12 protein-coding genes are annotated in these 17,857 nt (G+C 40.1%); 8 read left to right on the top strand and 4 right to left on the bottom strand.

Annotated features, from left to right (window positions below; translation table 11 throughout):
• Positions 1-77: 77 nt before the first annotated feature.
• Genes NQT65_RS03245 through NQT65_RS03235 form a run of 3 tightly spaced genes read left to right on the top strand, consistent with a single transcriptional unit; the run spans position 78 to position 5,850 of the window.
• Positions 78-1,937, top strand: coding sequence for an alpha-amylase family glycosyl hydrolase (locus tag NQT65_RS03245; RefSeq protein WP_256850494.1), 1,860 nt, complete (start codon positions 78-80; stop codon positions 1,935-1,937).
• On the top strand, positions 1,930-3,429 hold the full coding sequence (locus NQT65_RS03240; protein WP_256850493.1) for an MFS transporter: 1,500 nt from the start codon (positions 1,930-1,932) through the stop codon (positions 3,427-3,429). The genes NQT65_RS03245 and NQT65_RS03240 overlap by 8 nt, the downstream gene beginning before the upstream one ends.
• Positions 3,430-3,438: 9 nt before the next feature.
• Positions 3,439-5,850, top strand: coding sequence for a glycoside hydrolase family 15 protein (locus NQT65_RS03235; protein WP_256850492.1), 2,412 nt, complete (start codon positions 3,439-3,441; stop codon positions 5,848-5,850).
• 108 nt (positions 5,851-5,958) lie between these two features.
• Here NQT65_RS03235 and NQT65_RS03230 read toward each other — a convergent pair whose 3' ends face one another.
• Positions 5,959-6,975 carry a LacI family DNA-binding transcriptional regulator gene (locus tag NQT65_RS03230; RefSeq protein WP_054982417.1) on the bottom strand — a complete coding sequence of 339 codons (1,017 nt, stop codon included), beginning with the start codon at positions 6,973-6,975 and terminating at the stop codon, positions 5,959-5,961.
• 279 nt (positions 6,976-7,254) lie between these two features.
• On the opposite strand from NQT65_RS03230, the gene glk reads away from it, so the two are divergent.
• The 5 genes from glk (at position 7,255) to gap (ending at position 13,141) form a co-directional block, all read left to right on the top strand.
• Positions 7,255-8,247, top strand: coding sequence for a glucokinase (gene glk / locus NQT65_RS03225; protein WP_024034046.1), 993 nt, complete (start codon positions 7,255-7,257; stop codon positions 8,245-8,247).
• 34 nt (positions 8,248-8,281) lie between these two features.
• Positions 8,282-9,295 (top strand): LacI family DNA-binding transcriptional regulator, encoded by a 1,014-nt coding sequence (locus tag NQT65_RS03220; protein WP_024034047.1) that lies wholly within the window; start codon positions 8,282-8,284, stop codon positions 9,293-9,295.
• A 325-nt stretch (positions 9,296-9,620) separates the two neighbouring features.
• A complete protein-coding gene (gene edd / locus NQT65_RS03215) occupies positions 9,621-11,471 on the top strand; it encodes a phosphogluconate dehydratase (RefSeq protein ID WP_029773525.1) in 1,851 nt (616 codons plus the stop codon).
• Between the two features lie 34 nt (positions 11,472-11,505).
• Positions 11,506-12,126 carry a bifunctional 4-hydroxy-2-oxoglutarate aldolase/2-dehydro-3-deoxy-phosphogluconate aldolase gene (eda, locus tag NQT65_RS03210; protein WP_256850491.1) on the top strand — a complete coding sequence of 207 codons (621 nt, stop codon included), beginning with the start codon at positions 11,506-11,508 and terminating at the stop codon, positions 12,124-12,126.
• 10 nt (positions 12,127-12,136) lie between these two features.
• Positions 12,137-13,141: a type I glyceraldehyde-3-phosphate dehydrogenase gene (gene gap, locus NQT65_RS03205; RefSeq protein ID WP_029773117.1), complete on the top strand. Its 1,005-nt coding sequence runs from the start codon at positions 12,137-12,139 to the stop codon at positions 13,139-13,141.
• Between the two features lie 69 nt (positions 13,142-13,210).
• Here the strand turns inward: gap and NQT65_RS03200 are convergent, their stop codons facing one another.
• The 3 genes from NQT65_RS03200 to NQT65_RS03190 form a co-directional block, all read right to left on the bottom strand.
• Positions 13,211-14,506, bottom strand: a complete 1,296-nt coding sequence (locus tag NQT65_RS03200; RefSeq protein WP_256850490.1) for a leucine-rich repeat-containing protein kinase family protein — start codon at positions 14,504-14,506, stop codon at positions 13,211-13,213.
• 73 nt (positions 14,507-14,579) lie between these two features.
• Positions 14,580-15,293, bottom strand: coding sequence for a YebC/PmpR family DNA-binding transcriptional regulator (locus NQT65_RS03195; RefSeq protein WP_004587809.1), 714 nt, complete (start codon positions 15,291-15,293; stop codon positions 14,580-14,582).
• Positions 15,294-15,461: 168 nt separating this feature from the next.
• Positions 15,462-17,525, bottom strand: coding sequence for an HAD family hydrolase (locus NQT65_RS03190; RefSeq protein ID WP_256850489.1), 2,064 nt, complete (start codon positions 17,523-17,525; stop codon positions 15,462-15,464).
• Positions 17,526-17,857: the final 332 nt, after the last annotated feature.

Here is a 17,857-nt window from a genome sequence, read left to right as displayed (position 1 = left end):
CGTATGCAGCAACTGTATGGTTGCTGCAGTAATCTTTAGTATAAAGTTAATAACAATACTGACAAAAAAGACACACAATGAAAAAATCAGTTTATGTACCCGCAGTACTGTGCAGTGCACTTATTGCTACAGGGTGTTCAGAAAATAACAAACCTGAACAACAGCAAGCACCTGCCCACACGCAAAATGAGCTCACCAAGCCGGTTGTATATCAAGTATTTACCCGTTTGTTTGGTAATACCGAAACAGCCAATGTGTCATGGGGCACTAAAGAGCAAAACGGTGTAGGTAAATTTGCCGACTTTAACGATGCAGCCCTCAAAGGCATTAAAGAGCTAGGTACCACGCACGTTTGGTATACCGGTGTATTACACCACGCGTTAGTGGGCGATTATACCGACTACGGTATTTCACAAGATGACCCCGATGTAGTAAAAGGCCGCGCAGGGTCACCGTACGCAATTAAAGATTACTACGATGTTAACCCCGATTTAGCCGTTAATGTAACAAACCGCATGGGGGAGTTTAGCCAGCTTATTGAGCGTACACATAACCACGGTATGAAAGTCATTATTGATATAGTGCCTAACCATGTTGCCCGAAATTATCAATCACTTGGAAAGCCTAAAGGCGTAGAGGATTTCGGCGCGCAAGACGACACCAGTAAAACGTACGATAAAAATAACAACTTTTATTATGTGCCTGGGCAGTCATTTCAAGTGCCTACCTCTACAACTTATACCGTGTTAGGTGGAAAGGCTCACCCACTTGCGGATGGCTTTTTTGATGAAACACCTGCTAAATGGACAGGTAACGGTGCCCGTGCACCAAAACCCGATATTAACGATTGGTACGAAACAGTAAAAGTAAATTATGGCGTAAAGCCAGATGGGAGCTATGATTTTGCTCAGCTGCCAAACGACTATAAAGACAAAGATTACCGTGCTCATTATGCGTTTTGGCAAGATAAAGAGCTACCAGATAGCTGGTACAAATTTAGAGACATTGCGCTTTTTTGGCTAGACAAAGGCGTTGATGGCTTTAGATACGACATGGCCGAAATGGTACCGGTTGAATTTTGGAGCTTTTTAAATTCGTCAATAAAAATGCAAAAAAGCGATGCCTTTTTATTGGCTGAAGTATATAACCCGTTAATGTACCGTGCGTATATTCAGCAAGGTAAAATGGATTACCTGTACGATAAAGTCGGCTTTTACGATACCTTAAAAGCGATAATGCAACTTAAACAACCTGCCAATAGTATTTTTGATGCGCATCAAAGTGTGCTCGATATAGAGCAACACATGCTGCACTTTTTAGAAAATCACGACGAGCAACGAATCGCAAGCCCAGATTTTGCGGGTAATGCCCAGTGGGGTAAACCTGCTTTAGTTGTTTCTAATTTAATTAGCCGCGCGCCAACACTTTTATATTTTGCACAAGATGTGGGAGAAGATGGCTCTGAAAACGCGGGGTTTGGAGCGCCGACACGTACCAGTATTTTTGACTACATTGGCGTTCCAGCGCACCAAGCATGGATGAATAACGGAAAATTTGATGGCGCTAACTTAACCGCAGAGCAAGTAGCACTTCGTGATTACTACAAAGCGGTTATGTCACTTAATAGTTTACCTGCTGTAGTAGGCGGAGAAATGTCGGCACTTAACCTTGTAGGAAGTGAACGTGTAGTTGGTTTTACCCGCTCTTTAGGCCAGCAAAGTGTGTATGTGTTAAGTAACTTTAGTGAGAAGCCACAAACAGTTACGGTTAATTTATCAAAGGCACAATTAGGTGCAATGAGTGAAAATACGCTATTAAATGATTTACTTGAAAATCACACCACCGAGCTTAAAGCTCACCCGCAAGGCGCTACATTTAACCTCACACTTGATGCATTTAGCAGCGCAGTATTAACAAATAAGGCTAATAATGAATAATCAAAATAATAATACCGATAAGCCAAATTTAAGTTTTTGGCAAATATGGAACATGTGCTTTGGCTTTTTAGGCATACAATTTGGTTTTGCCCTGCAAAACGGCAATGTGAGCCGAATATTTCAAACATTAGGTGCACAAGTTGATGATATTCCCATTTTATGGGTTGCAGCCCCGCTTACAGGCTTAATTGTTCAGCCTATTATAGGCTATTGGAGCGATAAAACGTGGGGGCGCTTTGGGCGTCGTCGTCCGTTCTTTTTTATAGGCGCAGTGTTAACAACGCTTTCACTATTTATTATGCCGCATTCACCAACGCTTTGGATTGCCGCGGGTATGTTATGGATCATGGATGCGTCAATCAACGTAACCATGGAACCGTTTAGAGCACTTGTTGGCGATAACTTGCCAGCAAAACAGCGCGCGACAGGTTACGGTTTACAAAGCTTTTTTATTGGTATTGGGGCGGTGTTAGCCTCAGCGCTACCATGGATGATGACCAACTGGTTTGATGTAAGTAATACCGCAGCCCCAGGGCAAATTCCTGAATCTGTTAAATACTCATTTTATTGGGGTGGGGTGGTGTTACTTGTTGCCGTGCTTTGGACCGTGGCACGTACTAAAGAATACAGCCCTGAGCAATTAGCGGCTTTTGAAAAGCAAAGCGCTCAACATACAACAAGCAAAGTGGTTGATATTAACTTTAATAAAGGTGCCATTATTTTTGTGGTACTGGGTTTAGCAACTCTTGCATTAGTCATGGGCTTATCCCTTGAAAAAGAATTATACCTACTTGCTGGTGGTTTATTAGCGTTTGGTATTGTGCAGTGGATTGCAGCGGCGCTTAAAAGTGCGAATAAAACCCAAGGTGGTTTTTACCAAGTAGTACAAGATGTATTTACTATGCCAGAGGCCATGAAGCAGCTTGCCTGGGTGCAGTTTTTTAGCTGGTTTACTTTATTTGCTATGTGGATTTATACCACCGCTGCAGTAACAAGCTTTCATTATGGTAGTAGCGATGCAACTTCTAAAGCATTTAACGATGGTGCAGATTGGGTGGGTATTTTATTTGCCGCCTACAATGGATTTGCCGCAATTGCCGCTATTTGTATTCCGTTTTTAGTTAAAAAAATGGGATTAAAAGGCGCGCATTGCTTTAATTTATTGCTTGGCGCGTTAGGTCTTGCAAGCTTTATGTTTATACAAGACCCTAAAATGCTACTTATACCTATGATAGGCGTAGGGTTTGCGTGGGCGTCTATTTTATCACTCCCGTATGCCATGTTAAGTAATGCACTACCGAGTAACAAAATGGGCGTTTATATGGGGATTTTTAACTTTTTTATAGTTATACCTCAGTTACTTGCCGCCAGTGTTTTAGGGCTTATCTTACGCCACGTATTTTCTAATCAGCCTATTTACGCATTATTAATTGGTGCAGCTTCGTTTGTTGTTGCTGCTGTTGCAGTAATGCGCGTTAAAAATTCTCATTAAGGACTCACAATGAAAAAATATAACCTTATAACCGCCTCTCTTTTAACGTTAGGTTTAACGGCTTGCGGCGCTCAAAACACAAGCACGACTAACGAAAGTACCACAGCACAGGTTACATCGGCACCAGGCGCCCCAGGTGCAGAGCCTTTTTGGGCCTATGCAGGTAAAACAGGAATTGGTACATCATACGAGCAATACCAAAACGGCCAATACACTGATGCAGCTGCAACGGGAGATGTGTCTAAAGTATGGTTTTCAATAGCTAAAGGGATGATCACCGAAACCATATTTGGGCTTATTCACCAAGCACAAATAAAAGACATGCAATTTATAGTAACAGGTAAAGATTTTACAGTTAGTGAAGCGGATGATTTAAATGTCACCATTGATTACTTACATAAAGATGCACAAGGTCGCCCGTTATCGCTGGCTTATAAAGTAACAAGCACTGATAAACAAGGCCGCTTTAGCCTAGAAAAACACATATTTACTGACCCAGATGGGCAAACCCTGTTTGTACGCAGCGTATTTAATACTGAGCTTGAAGGGTTAAAAGCGTATGTGTCTGTTAATCCGTACATTAATAATAACGGCTTAGGTGACTTTGCTAAAACGACAGAGCAAGGCCTAGTAGCATGGGAAAACGATAACTATCTATCACTTCAATCCGCGACACCATTTAAAGCAAAAACAGTAGGGTTTACAGGAAAAAGTGATGGCATTAATGCACTTAAAACTACGCAATCTCTAAATAACCAATACACAAATACCGGCGAAACTGCTGGTAATGTAAGCATGCTTGCAGAGCTTGGCGAGATAAGTACTAATACCACTTTTGATTTAGCCCTGAGCTTTGGTAAAACGCAGCAGCAAAGTATTCAGCAAGGTGAACAAAGTTTGGCAAAAGGGTACCAAGCGGTGCTCGAACACTACAATGGCAAAGGTGAAGCGCTAGGCTGGGAAGATTACCTACAAAGCCTAAAACCGCTTAATACCATGGTTGAACAAACAGCCGATAACGGTAAGCTTTTATACACCAGCGCCATGGTATTAAAAGCACAAGAAGATAAAACACACGCAGGGGCATTAATTGCTTCTTTATCTAACCCATGGGGCGAAACGGTTTCAGCCAAAGAAGGTTCTACGGGTTATAAAGCGGTATGGGTGCGCGATTTTTATCAAGTAGCCATGGCATTTATGGCGCTTGGCGATACTGCCACAGCAAAAACAGCGTTCGAATACCTTGAAAAAGTGCAAGTAAACAGCAAAACACCAGGTAATAAAGGCGATACAGGCTGGTTTTTACAAAAAACACACGTCGATGGTGAATTAGAATGGGTAGGCGTACAGCTTGATCAAACTGCTATGCCTATCATGCTGGCATGGAAGTTACATAAAGCCAACGTACTTAGCGATGAAGAGCTAAAAAGCTGGTACGGCAAAATGTTAAAACCAGCGGCCGATTTTTTAGTCGAGGGGGGACTTGCTAAAATTTTGTGGAACGACACACAAATTACACCACCGGCAACACAACAAGAGCGCTGGGAAGAGCAAAGTGGTTATTCGCCATCTACAACTGCGGCAATAGTGGCAGGCCTTATTACCGCAAGCGATATCGCAACGCTTAGTGGCGATGATAAAAACGCGCAGCGCTACCTTGCTACGGCTAAAAAATACAGCAGCGATATTGAATCGCAAATGTTTACTACCGAAGGTAACTTAAAAGGCGAGAATAGCGATGGCGAATACTTTATTCGTATAGGCCAAGATACCGATGCAAACTCAAACACTAAAATTAACGCTAATAATGGCCGCGAAGGCTTTAATAAAAAGCAAATTTTAGATGGCGGCTTTTTAGAGTTAGTACGCTATGGCGTACGCGGTGCAAATGATGAAAGCATCGTTAAAACACTACCTGAGTATGACGACGAAACACTAGAAGATAACCTACAAGTTAAATACAGCTTTAGCTTTGACGATGGCAGCGGCACTTTTGCAGGCTACCGCCGCTATGGCAATGATGGCTACGGTGAAGATGAAGTTAAAGGCACGAACTATGCTGAGGGTGGCAGCAATACACCAGGCCAACGTGGGCGTGTATGGCCATTTTTCACCGGTGAGCGCGGGCATTACGAAATAGCAGCAGCTAATGCAAACAACGCTCTGGATGATGCTAAACAAGCGCAAATTAAAAACAGCTATGTAAAAGGCTTAGAGCAATTTGCTAATAACGGCCTTATGTTACCAGAGCAAGTATGGGATGGTGTAGGGGTTAACAAAGCAGGTTATGAGCTAGGCGAGGGGACTAATTCAGCAACACCATTGGCATGGACTCATGCCGAGTATATTAAATTAGTTCGTTCACTGAGCGACAAACAAGTTTGGGATCATTATCCCGTTGTTGAGAAAGCTTTAAAATAAGGCTAGTTCAAAATGTAAAATTAAAGCCACGGTTAACAGCCGTGGCTTTTTTGTATCTAAGTGGGGGTTTAATGTTTAATAAGCACAATGACGTTGAGTGATAAATTCTTAACTAGACCCTCTGGCAATTAATACCGGCGGTAAAAGGGTGCTTTGTACTTCTTCTTCACGTATTAATTTAAGCAGGTTCTCTACTAACATTTGCCCTGCAACGGTGGTGTCTTGCGCTATGGTTGTAAGCGGTGGGTTTATGTAGCTTGCAATGGCTATGTTATCAAAACCGACCACGGCCACTTCGTTAGGAACATTAATATTGGCTTCTTTTAAAGCGCGAATTGCACCAATGGCAATTAAATCACTAGCGGCAAATAAGGCGTTAAATTTTATGTTATTAGCAATAAGTGAGCGTGTAGCATGATAACCAGACTCTTCAGTTGAAATAGCATTGGCCATTTTTCGCTCATTAATGGTTATACCATTAGTAAGTAGCTCATCTTTAAACCCCTGAAAGCGGGCAAAAAATTCTGGGCTGTGATCAGATGCATCACCGATAAACGCGCAATCGGTGCGGTTATGGGCAATTAAATGGCCAGCGGCTAGTTTGCCCCCGCCGTAGTTGTCGCAGCATACAGTAAGATCTGGGCGGTTATCTACTGTGGCGCCCCAGCATACAAACTTAGTGTTTTGGTCAAGCAAGGTTTTAAATTTTGGTTGAAAGTCTATGTAATCACCATAGCCGAGCAAAATAATACCATCGGCTCTGTGGCTGTCTTCGTAGTCGGCTTGCCAATCGGCACTAGCTGATTGAAACGATACTAATAAGTCGTAACCTTCTTTTGCACACGCACGGGTAATACTGCCCAGCATTGATAAAAAGAATGGATTTATTTGTGATTCATCTGATGTTGGGTCTTCAAACAACAATAGCGCAAGGGTACTACTTTGCTGAGTACGCAAGTTGCTGGCATTTTTATCAACTTTATAGTTAAGTTGTTTTGCTATGTCGTGGACGCGTTTGCGTGTTTCTTCATTAACAAGGGGGCTGTTACGTAAAGCGCGAGATACAGTTGATTGTGAAACCCCTGCATAATGGGCAATGTCAAATGAGGTGGCTTTACCTTTCATTGTTACAACTTAATTAAATGCTAAATAATTGTGTCATTTTCGACTATTAGTGAATTATTTCAAGCTTTTTGCGATTTATTATTGATCTAATCCTGACACCGGTGTCATAATGCCAATGTTTTATCATTTTGTTGTCAAAACGTATTAGCTGCTATTTTATATAGCAGCATTTTTTACTGTGATAGCTACTTTGAGGTGATAGCTCAAAGTGTATAAATAACAACGCATAGCCGTTGTAAAATAATAAGCATAAGCCGCTTACACAAAAGAGATAATACCATGAGCCAAAATTCTTCTGCCCAGTTTAACCCTATCTTAGTTGCCGATATTGGTGGCACCAATGCGCGCTTTGCATTAATTACCGACTTTAATGAGCAAACTAACCAATTTGTTATTGAGCATATTAACATATTTCCCAGTGCTAATTTTGGCTCTTTAGAAAGCGCACTTGAACAATACCTAACAACGATTCCCCATGTTACGCCAACTCAGGCATGTTTAGCTGTTGCAGGCCCTATAAAAGCAGGCCAAGTGCATTTAACCAATTTAGGTTGGCATTTTAGTGTTAGTGAATTTAAAGCACATTTTAATTTAACACAATTAGAAGTAATTAATGACTTTGCTGCTTTTGCTTATGCAGCGCCTTATTTAGACTCAACGCAAAACATTACTATTAAGCCTGGCCAAGCCGATGCAAATGCAAACATTGGTGTTATGGGCCCAGGTACTGGCTTTGGTGCTGCGTGTTTAGTGCGTACAGCGCAGTCAACGGCAGTATTAAGCTCTGAGGGCGGGCATATGTCGCTTGCTCCTGTAAACGAGCTAGACGCTTTATTAATTAACGAGCTTCGAAAAGAGCACCCTCATGTATCTATAGAAACTGTTTTTTCAGGCCCAGGTATTGCCCATTTATACAAAGCAATGGCAGCCGTGAAAGGGGTTACAGCTAAAAATTTAGACGCAGCACAAATTAGTAGCCTTGCAAACAGTGGCGAGTGTGAAGTGTGCGATGCAACGCTTAATCAGTTTTGTGACTGGATAGGCAGTGTGGCAGGCGATTTAGCGGTAGTATACGGCGCATTAGGTGGCCTATTTATAGGTGGCGGTATTTTACCGCGCATGCAAACCCGATTACTTGAAAGCCGCTTTGTAGAGCGTTTTTCGCAAAAAGGTGTTATGTCGCAATATGCAGGGCAAATTCCAGTTACTTTAGTAACACAAGATAACATACCGCTAATTGGGGCGGGTGCGTGTTTATATAACAGCAAGTAAATTTGCTTAATGGTTGTATTTGGATAATGAACAAATGAAAAAAGTAACCATAAATAGCGTAGCAAGCCATGCGGGGGTTTCTAAAAAAACCGTGTCGCGGGTTTTAAATAATGAGCCTAACGTGAGTGCAGCTACGCGCGAAAAAGTACTTAAAGTATTTAAAGAGCTTGATTACACGCCGAACCCAATAGCACGCGGGCTTGCGCAAAATCGCAGCTTTATTATTGGCTGCTTATACGACAACCCCAGTAAAAGTTATATAACACGCGTACAAACGGGTGCGCTTGCTGCCTGTAAAGAAAATAACTACAACTTACTAATACACCCGTGCGAATTACGTGGCGATGATTTAATTAACGATATAGAGCAGTTATTACAAACCTCGCGTTTAGATGGCGTAGTACTTACCCCGCCATTTGGTGATTTTGAAAAACTCGCTAATTTTTTAAAAGCAAAAAAAATACCCTATGCACGGGTTGCATCGGCACTGCTAGAAGATGATTCAATTTCAGTGCGCAGCAACGACGAGCAGGGCGCTTATGAAATAACCGAGCACTTAATTTCGCTTGGTCATAAGTCGATTGCTTTTATTAAAGGGCACCCTGATCACAGTGCAACTCAGCAGCGCTTTAAAGGTTACAGACGAGCTTTAGCAAGCCATGGAATAGAATTTGACGAGCGCCTAGTAGAAGAGGGTAACTTTAGTTATCACTCAGGTGTAGACAGTGCGCGCAGCATTTTAGATTTATCGCCACGTCCTACCGCGGTATTTGCATCGAACGATTACATGGCGGCAGCGGTGCTAAAGCTTGCCACACAACGCCAATTAAGAGTGCCAGATGATATATCTATTGCAGGGTTTGATAACGCACCAATTGCACGCCATATTTGGCCGGGCTTAACGACTATTGCACAACCTGTAGAAGAAATGACTAAACAAGCTGTTACGCAGCTTATATCGCATATTTCGCAGCCACAAGAGCAGCCGTATCAGGTAACGCTAGAATCACGCTTAATTACCCGCGAGTCTACTGCTGCAATAAAATAACCCCCTTTTTTGTTTTTCACAGTAACCCGAATTTGAGTGACGCTTATTCGGGTTTTTTTTGTGCGGATTTTAGCAAATAAACTAAAATTAGCATGGTCATTAATTGGTCACGTTAAAATTTTACACTATTTTTGTTACTCAGGGTTGACACCGGTGTCAATGCTATGCGTTAATACAGTGACACCGGTGTCAGGGTTGTTGTGAGAGGCTCCCTGGTAGCGTACCTTTGAACGGGTAAATCAAAGATGCTCAGTGCAGTTATTTACGTGGAGTCTGTAATTGCTACTGAGCCTTTTTCCTCTAACTAATAGAGATGAGCTAAATTATGTTGCACCCTCGCATTGAAGAAGTCACCCAACGCGTTATTGAACGCAGTAAACAAACCCGTCAAGATTATTTAGATCGTATTTCGCACGCAAAAAAACAAACAAGAGTCCGTGCCGGGCTAGGCTGCGGAAACATCGCTCACGTTATGGCTGCGTGTAGCAGCGACGACAAAGCGCGCTTAAAGGCTGATGAGCAGCCAAATCTTGCTATTATCAACTCATATAACGATATGCTTTCGGCCCATGTGCCATACAAAGATTTCCCAGATTTAATTAAAGACCTTGCTACTAAGTACGACGCAACTGCCCAAGTTGCAGGCGGTGTACCAGCAATGTGTGATGGCGTTACGCAAGGGCGTGACGGCATGGAACTATCGCTTTTTTCTCGCGACGTAATTGCTATGTCTACTGCGGTATCACTATCGCATGACGTATTTGACGGCGTTTTTTGTTTAGGCGTATGTGACAAAATTGTCCCAGGTTTATTAATTGGTGCCTTATCTTTTGGTCACTTACCGGTATTCTTTTTACCTGCTGGGCCAATGCAATCTGGTATTCCTAACAAAGAAAAAGCACGTATTCGCCAAAAATTTGCACAAGGCTTAGTAAGCCGTGAAGACTTACTTGAAGCTGAAAGCGCCTCGTACCACAGCGCAGGTACGTGTACGTTTTACGGTACCGCTAACTCAAACCAAATGTTAATGGAAATAATGGGCTTACACCTTCCAGGTAGCTCGTTTATTAATCCTTATACTGAGCTTCGCGATGGTTTAACAGGTAATGCTGTAGAAACCATGCTTAAGCAGCTTACAGATGATAAAGAAAGCCCGTGTTTAGCAGATGTAATCAGCGAAAAAACCATTATTAATGGTTTAGTTGGCTTGCTATCTACAGGTGGCTCAACTAACCACGCTATTCATATTGTTGCTATCGCAAAAGCGGCGGGTATTCAAGTAACGTGGAAAGATATGTCTGATTTATCAGAAGTTGTACCACTACTTACGCGTATTTACCCTAACGGCTCAGCCGATGTAAACCATTTCCAAGCCGCAGGCGGTATGGGCTTTTTAATGCGTGAATTAGCCGGTGCGGGTTACTTGCATACTGATGTTAAAACTATGCTTGGTGAAGGTTTAGCGCCTTACATGATGGAGCCGCGTTTAGATAAAGACGACAGCTTAATTATGAGCAACTCAACAGGCCCTTCAAAAGTGAAATGGGTAGATTGCCCAGAAAACTCACTCGATGAAGAAGTACTGCGTCCAATTAGCAATCCATTTAGCAAGCAAGGCGGCCTACAACTACTTACAGGTAACCTAGGTAAAGCAGTCATTAAAGTGTCTGCTGTAGCCACTGAGCACCAAGTAGTAACAGCCCCAGCTAAAGTATTTAGCTCACAAGGCGAACTGCAAGAGGCATACAGCCGTGGCGAGTTAAACCAAGACTTTATTGCCGTGCTTAAAGAGCAAGGCCCTAAAGCGAAAGGTATGCCAGAGCTGCATAAATTAACGCCAGTAATGGCAACACTTCAAGACGAAGGCTTTAAAGTAGCCATTGTGACTGATGGCCGTATGTCGGGCGCATCAGGTAAAGTGCCTGCTGCTATTCATTTAGCGCCAGAAGCTGTTGAAGGTGGCATTATTGCAAAAATTCTTGAGGGCGATTTAGTAACACTGGATGCGCCAAACGGAATATTAAAAGTACATGTTAGCGACGAAGAGCTTGCTAAGCGTGAACTACAACTTAGCCAACCAAGCTTAACCTTTGGTACCGGCCGAGAGTTATTTACTGGATTTAGAAATATTGTAAGCAGCGCCGATTTAGGTGCGAGTGCTTTTGGACTTGAATAATAATTGCCACACACTGGGTAATGAGGAACAAGTAATGAGTATTAAAAAAATCTTAGCGTCGGCACCTGTGGTGCCAGTGGTTGTAATCGAAAAACTAGAAGATGCAGCACCACTCGCTACAGCGTTATACAACGGTGGCTTAAAAGCCCTTGAAATTACGCTTCGCACGCCTGTTGCAGTGGAAGCTGTAAAACTAATGAAAGCAGAAGTTCCAGAAGCTTACGTTGGTACAGGTACAGTGGTTGATAAAGCAAGCTTTGATGCTTCAGTAGAAGCAGGCGCTGATTTTATGGTAAGCCCAGGTGTAAGTGATGAATTATTAGCATTAGCTAAAGATTCAGACATCCCTTTTTTACCGGGTGCAGCAACTGCAAGCGAAGTAATGCAGTTAGCAAGCCATGGCTTTAAGTACTTAAAATTCTTCCCTGCAGAGGCTGCAGGTGGAACGGCAATGCTTAAGTCGATTGGCGGGCCATTGCCGCACATTACTTTTTGCCCAACCGGTGGTATTAGCCTAGCAACAGCCCCTAATTACTTAGCGCTTAATAACGTTATTTGTGTTGGTGGTACGTGGATGCTAGATAAGCAACTAATTGAAAACAAAGACTGGCAAGCCATTGAAGCGCTTGCTCGACAAGCAAGTGAAGTTAAATAGGAGTCTAAAAATGATTAATGTAGCAATTAATGGCTATGGCCGTATCGGTCGCAACGTATTACGTGCACTTTACGAGTCAGCACAAAACAGTGAAATTAAAATTGTAGCAATTAACGATTTAGCACCGGCTAACGTAAATGCGCATTTAACACAATTTGACTCAGTTCACGGTCAATTTTCTCAAAAAGTAACGTTATCAGATAACACTATGCTGATTGGTGATGACGTAATTACTTTGACTCAAGAGCGTGACCCTGCAAACTTACCGTGGAAAGAGTTAAACGTAGATATCGTTTTAGAATGTACTGGTTTTTTCACTAAGCGTGAAGACGCAGCTAAGCACATTACAGCAGGTGCTAAAAAAGTAATTGTGTCTGCTCCTGGTAAAGATTTAGATGCAACGGTAGTACACGGCGTTAACAGCGATGTAATTAACGCTGATAGCAACATTATCTCTAACGCATCATGTACGACTAACTGTTTAGCGCCAATTGCAAAAGCAATTAACGACACAGTAGGTATTGAGCAAGGTAGCATGACTACAATTCATGCATATACAAACGATCAAAACTTATCTGACGTTTATCACCCAGATCTATACCGTGCACGTAGTGCAACTCAGTCTATGATCCCAACTAAAACAGGTGCTGCTGCAGCTGTTGGCTTAGTACTTCCTGAGCTTGCGGGTAAATTAGACGGTATGTCGGTACGTGTACCTACTATCAATGTTTCTTTAGTTGATTTTACGTTTATCACTAAGCGCGAAACAACTGCTGAAGAAATCAACGAAGTAATGAAAGCCGCAGCAACAGGTTCAATGAAAGAAATTTTAGAGTACAACGAGCTTCCGCTTGTTTCTATTGATTTTAATCACAACCCTGCGTCATCAATTTTTGATGCAACGCAAACTAAAGCTGATGGCAAACTAGTTAAAGTAATGGCTTGGTACGACAACGAGTGGGGTTTCTCAAACCGCATGTTAGACCAAGTTAAAGCATTAGGTCAGTACTTATAATTGACCCTGTAAAAGTTTAGCTTTATCCAACCAAGCCTGCATTATGCAGGCTTTTTTATTTTGATTAATTTACAACCACTCGTTTAATAAAGCGCTTAGCTCTTTAAAACTAGGGCGCGATGCAATATCCGTATTTATAGCACGCGCTGCTATATCGGACATTTTACCAAACAGTTCGTTTTGCTTATCTGCAGTGCTAACAGTGCTTAATAAGTCCTCAATTAAACAACCAAAAGCGCGTACTTCTATAAATTCTATGCGTTTTTTCTCTTCTTGAGTAAGCATGGCTAAATTTGTAGCTGCACCAAAATCACCAAATAAAACGTCATATTGTTCATTTATCATGGTGTTGTGTGCGTAAATATCGCCATGGCTTACGTAATTATCATGTAGGTGAGTTAGCGTATTTGCCATCTGTTTTGCTATTTTATAAACAGCTTCAATAGGGTAATTACAACCGTCATTAAATGTATCGCGCGTACAGGTTTCTAAACTTGGCGGCAAACCTAAATTAGCAAAGCGTGTATCTATTAGCTCCATTACTAAACCAAGCTGTGTGCTTTGCTCTATGTAGCTTAATACGTTAATTAAGTTTTTATGATAGCCTGCTTGTAAACAGCAGTTTACTTCATCAAGTGGGTAGCCATCGCTTGTAATTGCCCCTTTAAATAATTTTACCGCCACATCATGCTGTACTGTTTTAGCTAAATGAATAACGCCCGATGCACCTTGGCCAATTACTTTTTTAAGCTGAAAATTTTCAAGTGGCGTGTTTTGTAAACGACTGTTAGTTAAGCACTGAGCTTTATTAAATGCATTACCCGCAAAGGCAAGCCAAGCAAGTTTGGGGAGTTCTAATAGCCAATTATCAAGTTTTGTTAGGTTATTAGCAGAGAGCCTAACTAGCTCTAAATTAGTACAAGAAGCCATACTCGCGGGTAGTTGTTTTAGGTTATTTCCTGCAAGGGCGAGCTTTTTAAGCTGTGTGAAATTACCAAAGTCACTTGGCAATGCGCTTAATTTGTTATCAGTAAGTATTAACCATTCAATATTTTTAGGTAAGCTGTTTAGTTCAAACTCTGTTATTTGATTGCCTTTAAATGCAACCATAATTAAAGCAGGGCACTTAGCGAGTACTTCAGGTATATGATTAAATTGGTTAAACGATAAAAACACCCGCTTAAGCTTTGTTAAGCATGCAAATTCATTTGGCAGTGTAGTGAGATTATTGTTTGATAAATCGAGTACTTCTAGGGTATCTGCAAGGGTTAAAATTTCTAAAGGAAACTCAGTTAAGCCTTCAACGAGTTGTAAGCGAGTAACACCATTCAACCTACCAGCTCTAAGCTCTGCAAGGGTATTCATAAATTTTCACAAGCCTTTTAAAATAAAAAAGCCAACATCGCTGTTGGCTTAAAGTAAATACGTTTAGTAAAGTTTAAAATTGCGCGTTATGGTAAACGTTTTGCACGTCGTCACAATCTTCAAGCATGGCTAAAAAGCGCTCCATTACTTCTACGTCTTCACCTTCAATAGGGGCTTCAACTTGTGGTACAAACGAAATTAAATCTACGTCAAAATCTGTAATACCCATTTCTTCAAGCGCTGTACGGGTGTTGTTGTATTCTGTATGTGGTGCAAAAACCGTCACTTTACCGTTTTCTACTTCTACATCTGTTACATCAACATCGGCCATCATAAGGGCTTCTAGTACTGCTTCATCGTCATCGCCATCAAAAACAAAAATAGCGAGGTGATCAAATAAATGTGATACCGAATTTTGTGCGCCTATTTTAGCGTTTGCTTTGGTAAAACAAATACGTACATCAGCAAACGTACGTTTGTTGTTGTCGGTTAAACAGTCAACAATAATCATACAGTTACCAGGGCCGTAACCCTCATAACGTGTGGCTGCGTAATCTTCACCGCCACCGCCTTTGGCTTTGTCTATTGCGCGCTCAATAACGTGTGCGGGTACCTGGTCTTTTTTAGCGCGCTCGATTAAACGGCGCAGCGCAAGGTTACCATCTGGATCTACGCCACCATTTTTAGCGCATATGTAAATTTCTTTACCGTACTTAGAATAAACTTTAGTTTTAGCACCCGCAGTTTTAGCCATTGAATCTTTTTTGTTTTGGTAAGCTCTTCCCATCTGCGTTTCGCCTTAATATAAGTAAATTATTGAATAAAATTGCAAGGCCGTATTCTAAAGGTAAAGCCGCAGTATCGCCAGTAAATGGCGTTAATTAATCATCTTGCTGGTGTAATAGATACCTATAAAAGAGCTAATACAACATTCAGTAGGCGTGTAGCCGTGCATTTACCTATGTTTTAAAAAGCAGTATAAGCTGTCAGGTAATACATATCTAAGGTAGCGTTTTCTAAAACCTGCTTTCCATAATGAAGAGGAGTACTTTCTACGAAATTTTAATGGGTTAAAGTACATCTTCCATGGTGATGATGCCTTTGCAAAACAGTTTTCATAACTGTTATCACCAACATATTCAGAGTGCTTTAAATCACCAAAATGTATTGACTCATTATAGGTAGGATTATTTAATAGCCGAGAGATAGGCTTGATAGCAAATTCAGGGTTAATGTGAATTTCTTTAAAGGCTTTTTCAACCTCCTTAAAGTCTGAAATAAAATCAAGTGCACCTTTTTGAAAGTTATTGATGATTATAATTTTTTGATCAGAAGACTTATTAGGCTCACAAACCGGCACTATTTTATCTCCTTCTTCACGAAACTTAATGACAGAGCCATGAGGTGCGGAAAAAATAAACTCAAACATATGAACGCTTTCCGCCAAAATATTAAAATTATTTTTTGGGGTCGACAAATTACACATATAACCTGACATATTCATGCCTTTGTCAATAAACTTGGCAGCCGTTTGAAAAGTGCCAATATAGTAACCATCGATTTCGACTTTTTCATTTGCAATATTCATTAGCTCAGAAAGTGAATTTTGAATAGTTCCTTGCCAACCAATATCAACAATCGCTACTTTTTTAGCCCCAATGAATTTAATTTGCTCTAAGTATTTAATTAAATAACGCCTTTCTATTACTGAAACTTTAGTAACATCTGCAACAAGCAAATTAAATAATAAAGCAAGTTTTTGTTTATCGTCATTGTTTAAAATAATTTGATCTTTATCATTAAAACCAACTTGATGAATTTCTTTTGTGTAATTAGAGGCACATAAATCAACCCTTTCAAGATAGTTTTTAACACTTAAATTTGGGAAAGTATGACAGAGAATTTTAATCGAGCTTTCATCTATCTTATTTCGGATAGTGGGGATGTTTATAGCTCTTCTTGATGCGTACATGTATTCGCTTAGAGGGGCGCTACTGTCGCTATTTAAAAGCTTATATGTTTGATGCATTATATAACCATCGCGCGCCAAAAATAGAACTTTATCTGGTTCATTGTTGGCTAGCTGAGCTGTTAGCCAGCGTATAAAACCAAAGTAAATTATCCCGCAATATATATAGCCAAAGTCGTACCAAAAATCTGCTTTTTTAGTATTCCTTTTTGAGTATGCTTTATTCGTTATTGTTGCAAAATATAATGACTCTTCAATAGATAAGTTTTTATTATAAAGTTCTCTCAATCTTTTAAAATGGGTGTTTTTTAATGCGTAATCACTTACTTTTTTATAATAAAAAATATTTATATTATAATGTTGTGCATTAATTATATCTTCTTTGAAGTTGGCACCTATATGTAATATTTTTTTTGATTTGCATTTTAATTCTTTTAATATGTACTTATATAACCCGCCTTTATATTTTGATTTTCTTATTTCTCCAGATAAGTATATATTTTCATATTTTTCATAGCCATTATTTAATAATATTCTTTTTATAATATCTTTAGGTAGGTACATGTCAGAGGTGAATATAACCTTTTTATTTTGCGCAATACATTGCTGATAATATGAAAAAATATATTCATTTCGGGTGCAGAACTCTAATTCTGTTTGCATTTCTATTGATTTAAGAATGTTTAATTCGCGTTTACTAATGTTTAGTGATTCATGTATATAATCATAAATTTCATCTAAGCAAATCGATTCTGTGTAGTTTTGTTTAGATATTAGTTTTGCCGCTTGCTGCTCTGCTTTAGTTCTAACATCTTTGAAATTAAAACTCAGTGCGCCATGCTTTTCAGTATAGACTTTTTCAGTTAGGTAAAATATATCAGACGGTGAGTATACTTTCCTTAGGATAGCAGTATCAAATATATCAAAAGATATGATGTCATTTTTGGTAATGAGGCTGCATAAATCTTTATTGTTAAAGACGCTATACTTTATCTTAAAAATTTTAGTGTAAAGTCTTGAGTAGATACGCTTTAGTAAATTATTTTTCATAATGACTTCCTGCACACATTATTAGTTATCCATAACAAAAATAACGAAACAAATAAATATTTTGTTATATTCAGCTATTGTACATAATTTATTATTATTTGTGCAATGATAAAAAACACACCGTTACTATATTTTTAAAATAACAATCACCACAAATTTGAAAACTGTACCTACATTTAATAACTATCCTTTTAAATTTATTTAAATACCTCGCGGTATAGTTTGATTTTAAAATGTACATAGTTAATTAATGCCTTTTTAATACACAAATGCAGCACTAAAGTGCTGGTTTTTGCTGTTCTATAATTTCTACCTTTATTTTTGCTTCAATA

Source organism: Pseudoalteromonas agarivorans (genome assembly GCF_024518735.1).
GTDB classification, from domain to species: domain Bacteria; phylum Pseudomonadota; class Gammaproteobacteria; order Enterobacterales; family Alteromonadaceae; genus Pseudoalteromonas; species Pseudoalteromonas atlantica.
The sequence above is the reverse complement of the archived record's forward strand: the minus strand, read 5'-3'. Positions and strand labels throughout refer to the sequence as shown.

What these genes read in the sequence shown, in the direction of transcription:
- NQT65_RS03245 (WP_256850494.1), top strand. Translation starts at nt 78, where the DNA reads ATGAAAAAATCAGTTTATGTACCCGCAGTACTGTGCAGTGCACTTATT.
- NQT65_RS03240 (WP_256850493.1), top strand. Translation starts at nt 1,930, where the DNA reads ATGAATAATCAAAATAATAATACCGATAAGCCAAATTTAAGTTTTTGG.
- NQT65_RS03235 (WP_256850492.1), top strand. Translation starts at nt 3,439, where the DNA reads ATGAAAAAATATAACCTTATAACCGCCTCTCTTTTAACGTTAGGTTTA.
- NQT65_RS03230 (WP_054982417.1), bottom strand. Translation starts at nt 6,975, where the DNA reads ATGAAAGGTAAAGCCACCTCATTTGACATTGCCCATTATGCAGGGGTT.
- glk (WP_024034046.1), top strand. Translation starts at nt 7,255, where the DNA reads ATGAGCCAAAATTCTTCTGCCCAGTTTAACCCTATCTTAGTTGCCGAT.
- NQT65_RS03220 (WP_024034047.1), top strand. Translation starts at nt 8,282, where the DNA reads ATGAAAAAAGTAACCATAAATAGCGTAGCAAGCCATGCGGGGGTTTCT.
- edd (WP_029773525.1), top strand. Translation starts at nt 9,621, where the DNA reads ATGTTGCACCCTCGCATTGAAGAAGTCACCCAACGCGTTATTGAACGC.
- eda (WP_256850491.1), top strand. Translation starts at nt 11,506, where the DNA reads ATGAGTATTAAAAAAATCTTAGCGTCGGCACCTGTGGTGCCAGTGGTT.
- gap (WP_029773117.1), top strand. Translation starts at nt 12,137, where the DNA reads ATGATTAATGTAGCAATTAATGGCTATGGCCGTATCGGTCGCAACGTA.
- NQT65_RS03200 (WP_256850490.1), bottom strand. Translation starts at nt 14,506, where the DNA reads ATGAATACCCTTGCAGAGCTTAGAGCTGGTAGGTTGAATGGTGTTACT.
- NQT65_RS03195 (WP_004587809.1), bottom strand. Translation starts at nt 15,293, where the DNA reads ATGGGAAGAGCTTACCAAAACAAAAAAGATTCAATGGCTAAAACTGCG.
- NQT65_RS03190 (WP_256850489.1), bottom strand. Translation starts at nt 17,525, where the DNA reads ATGAAAAATAATTTACTAAAGCGTATCTACTCAAGACTTTACACTAAA.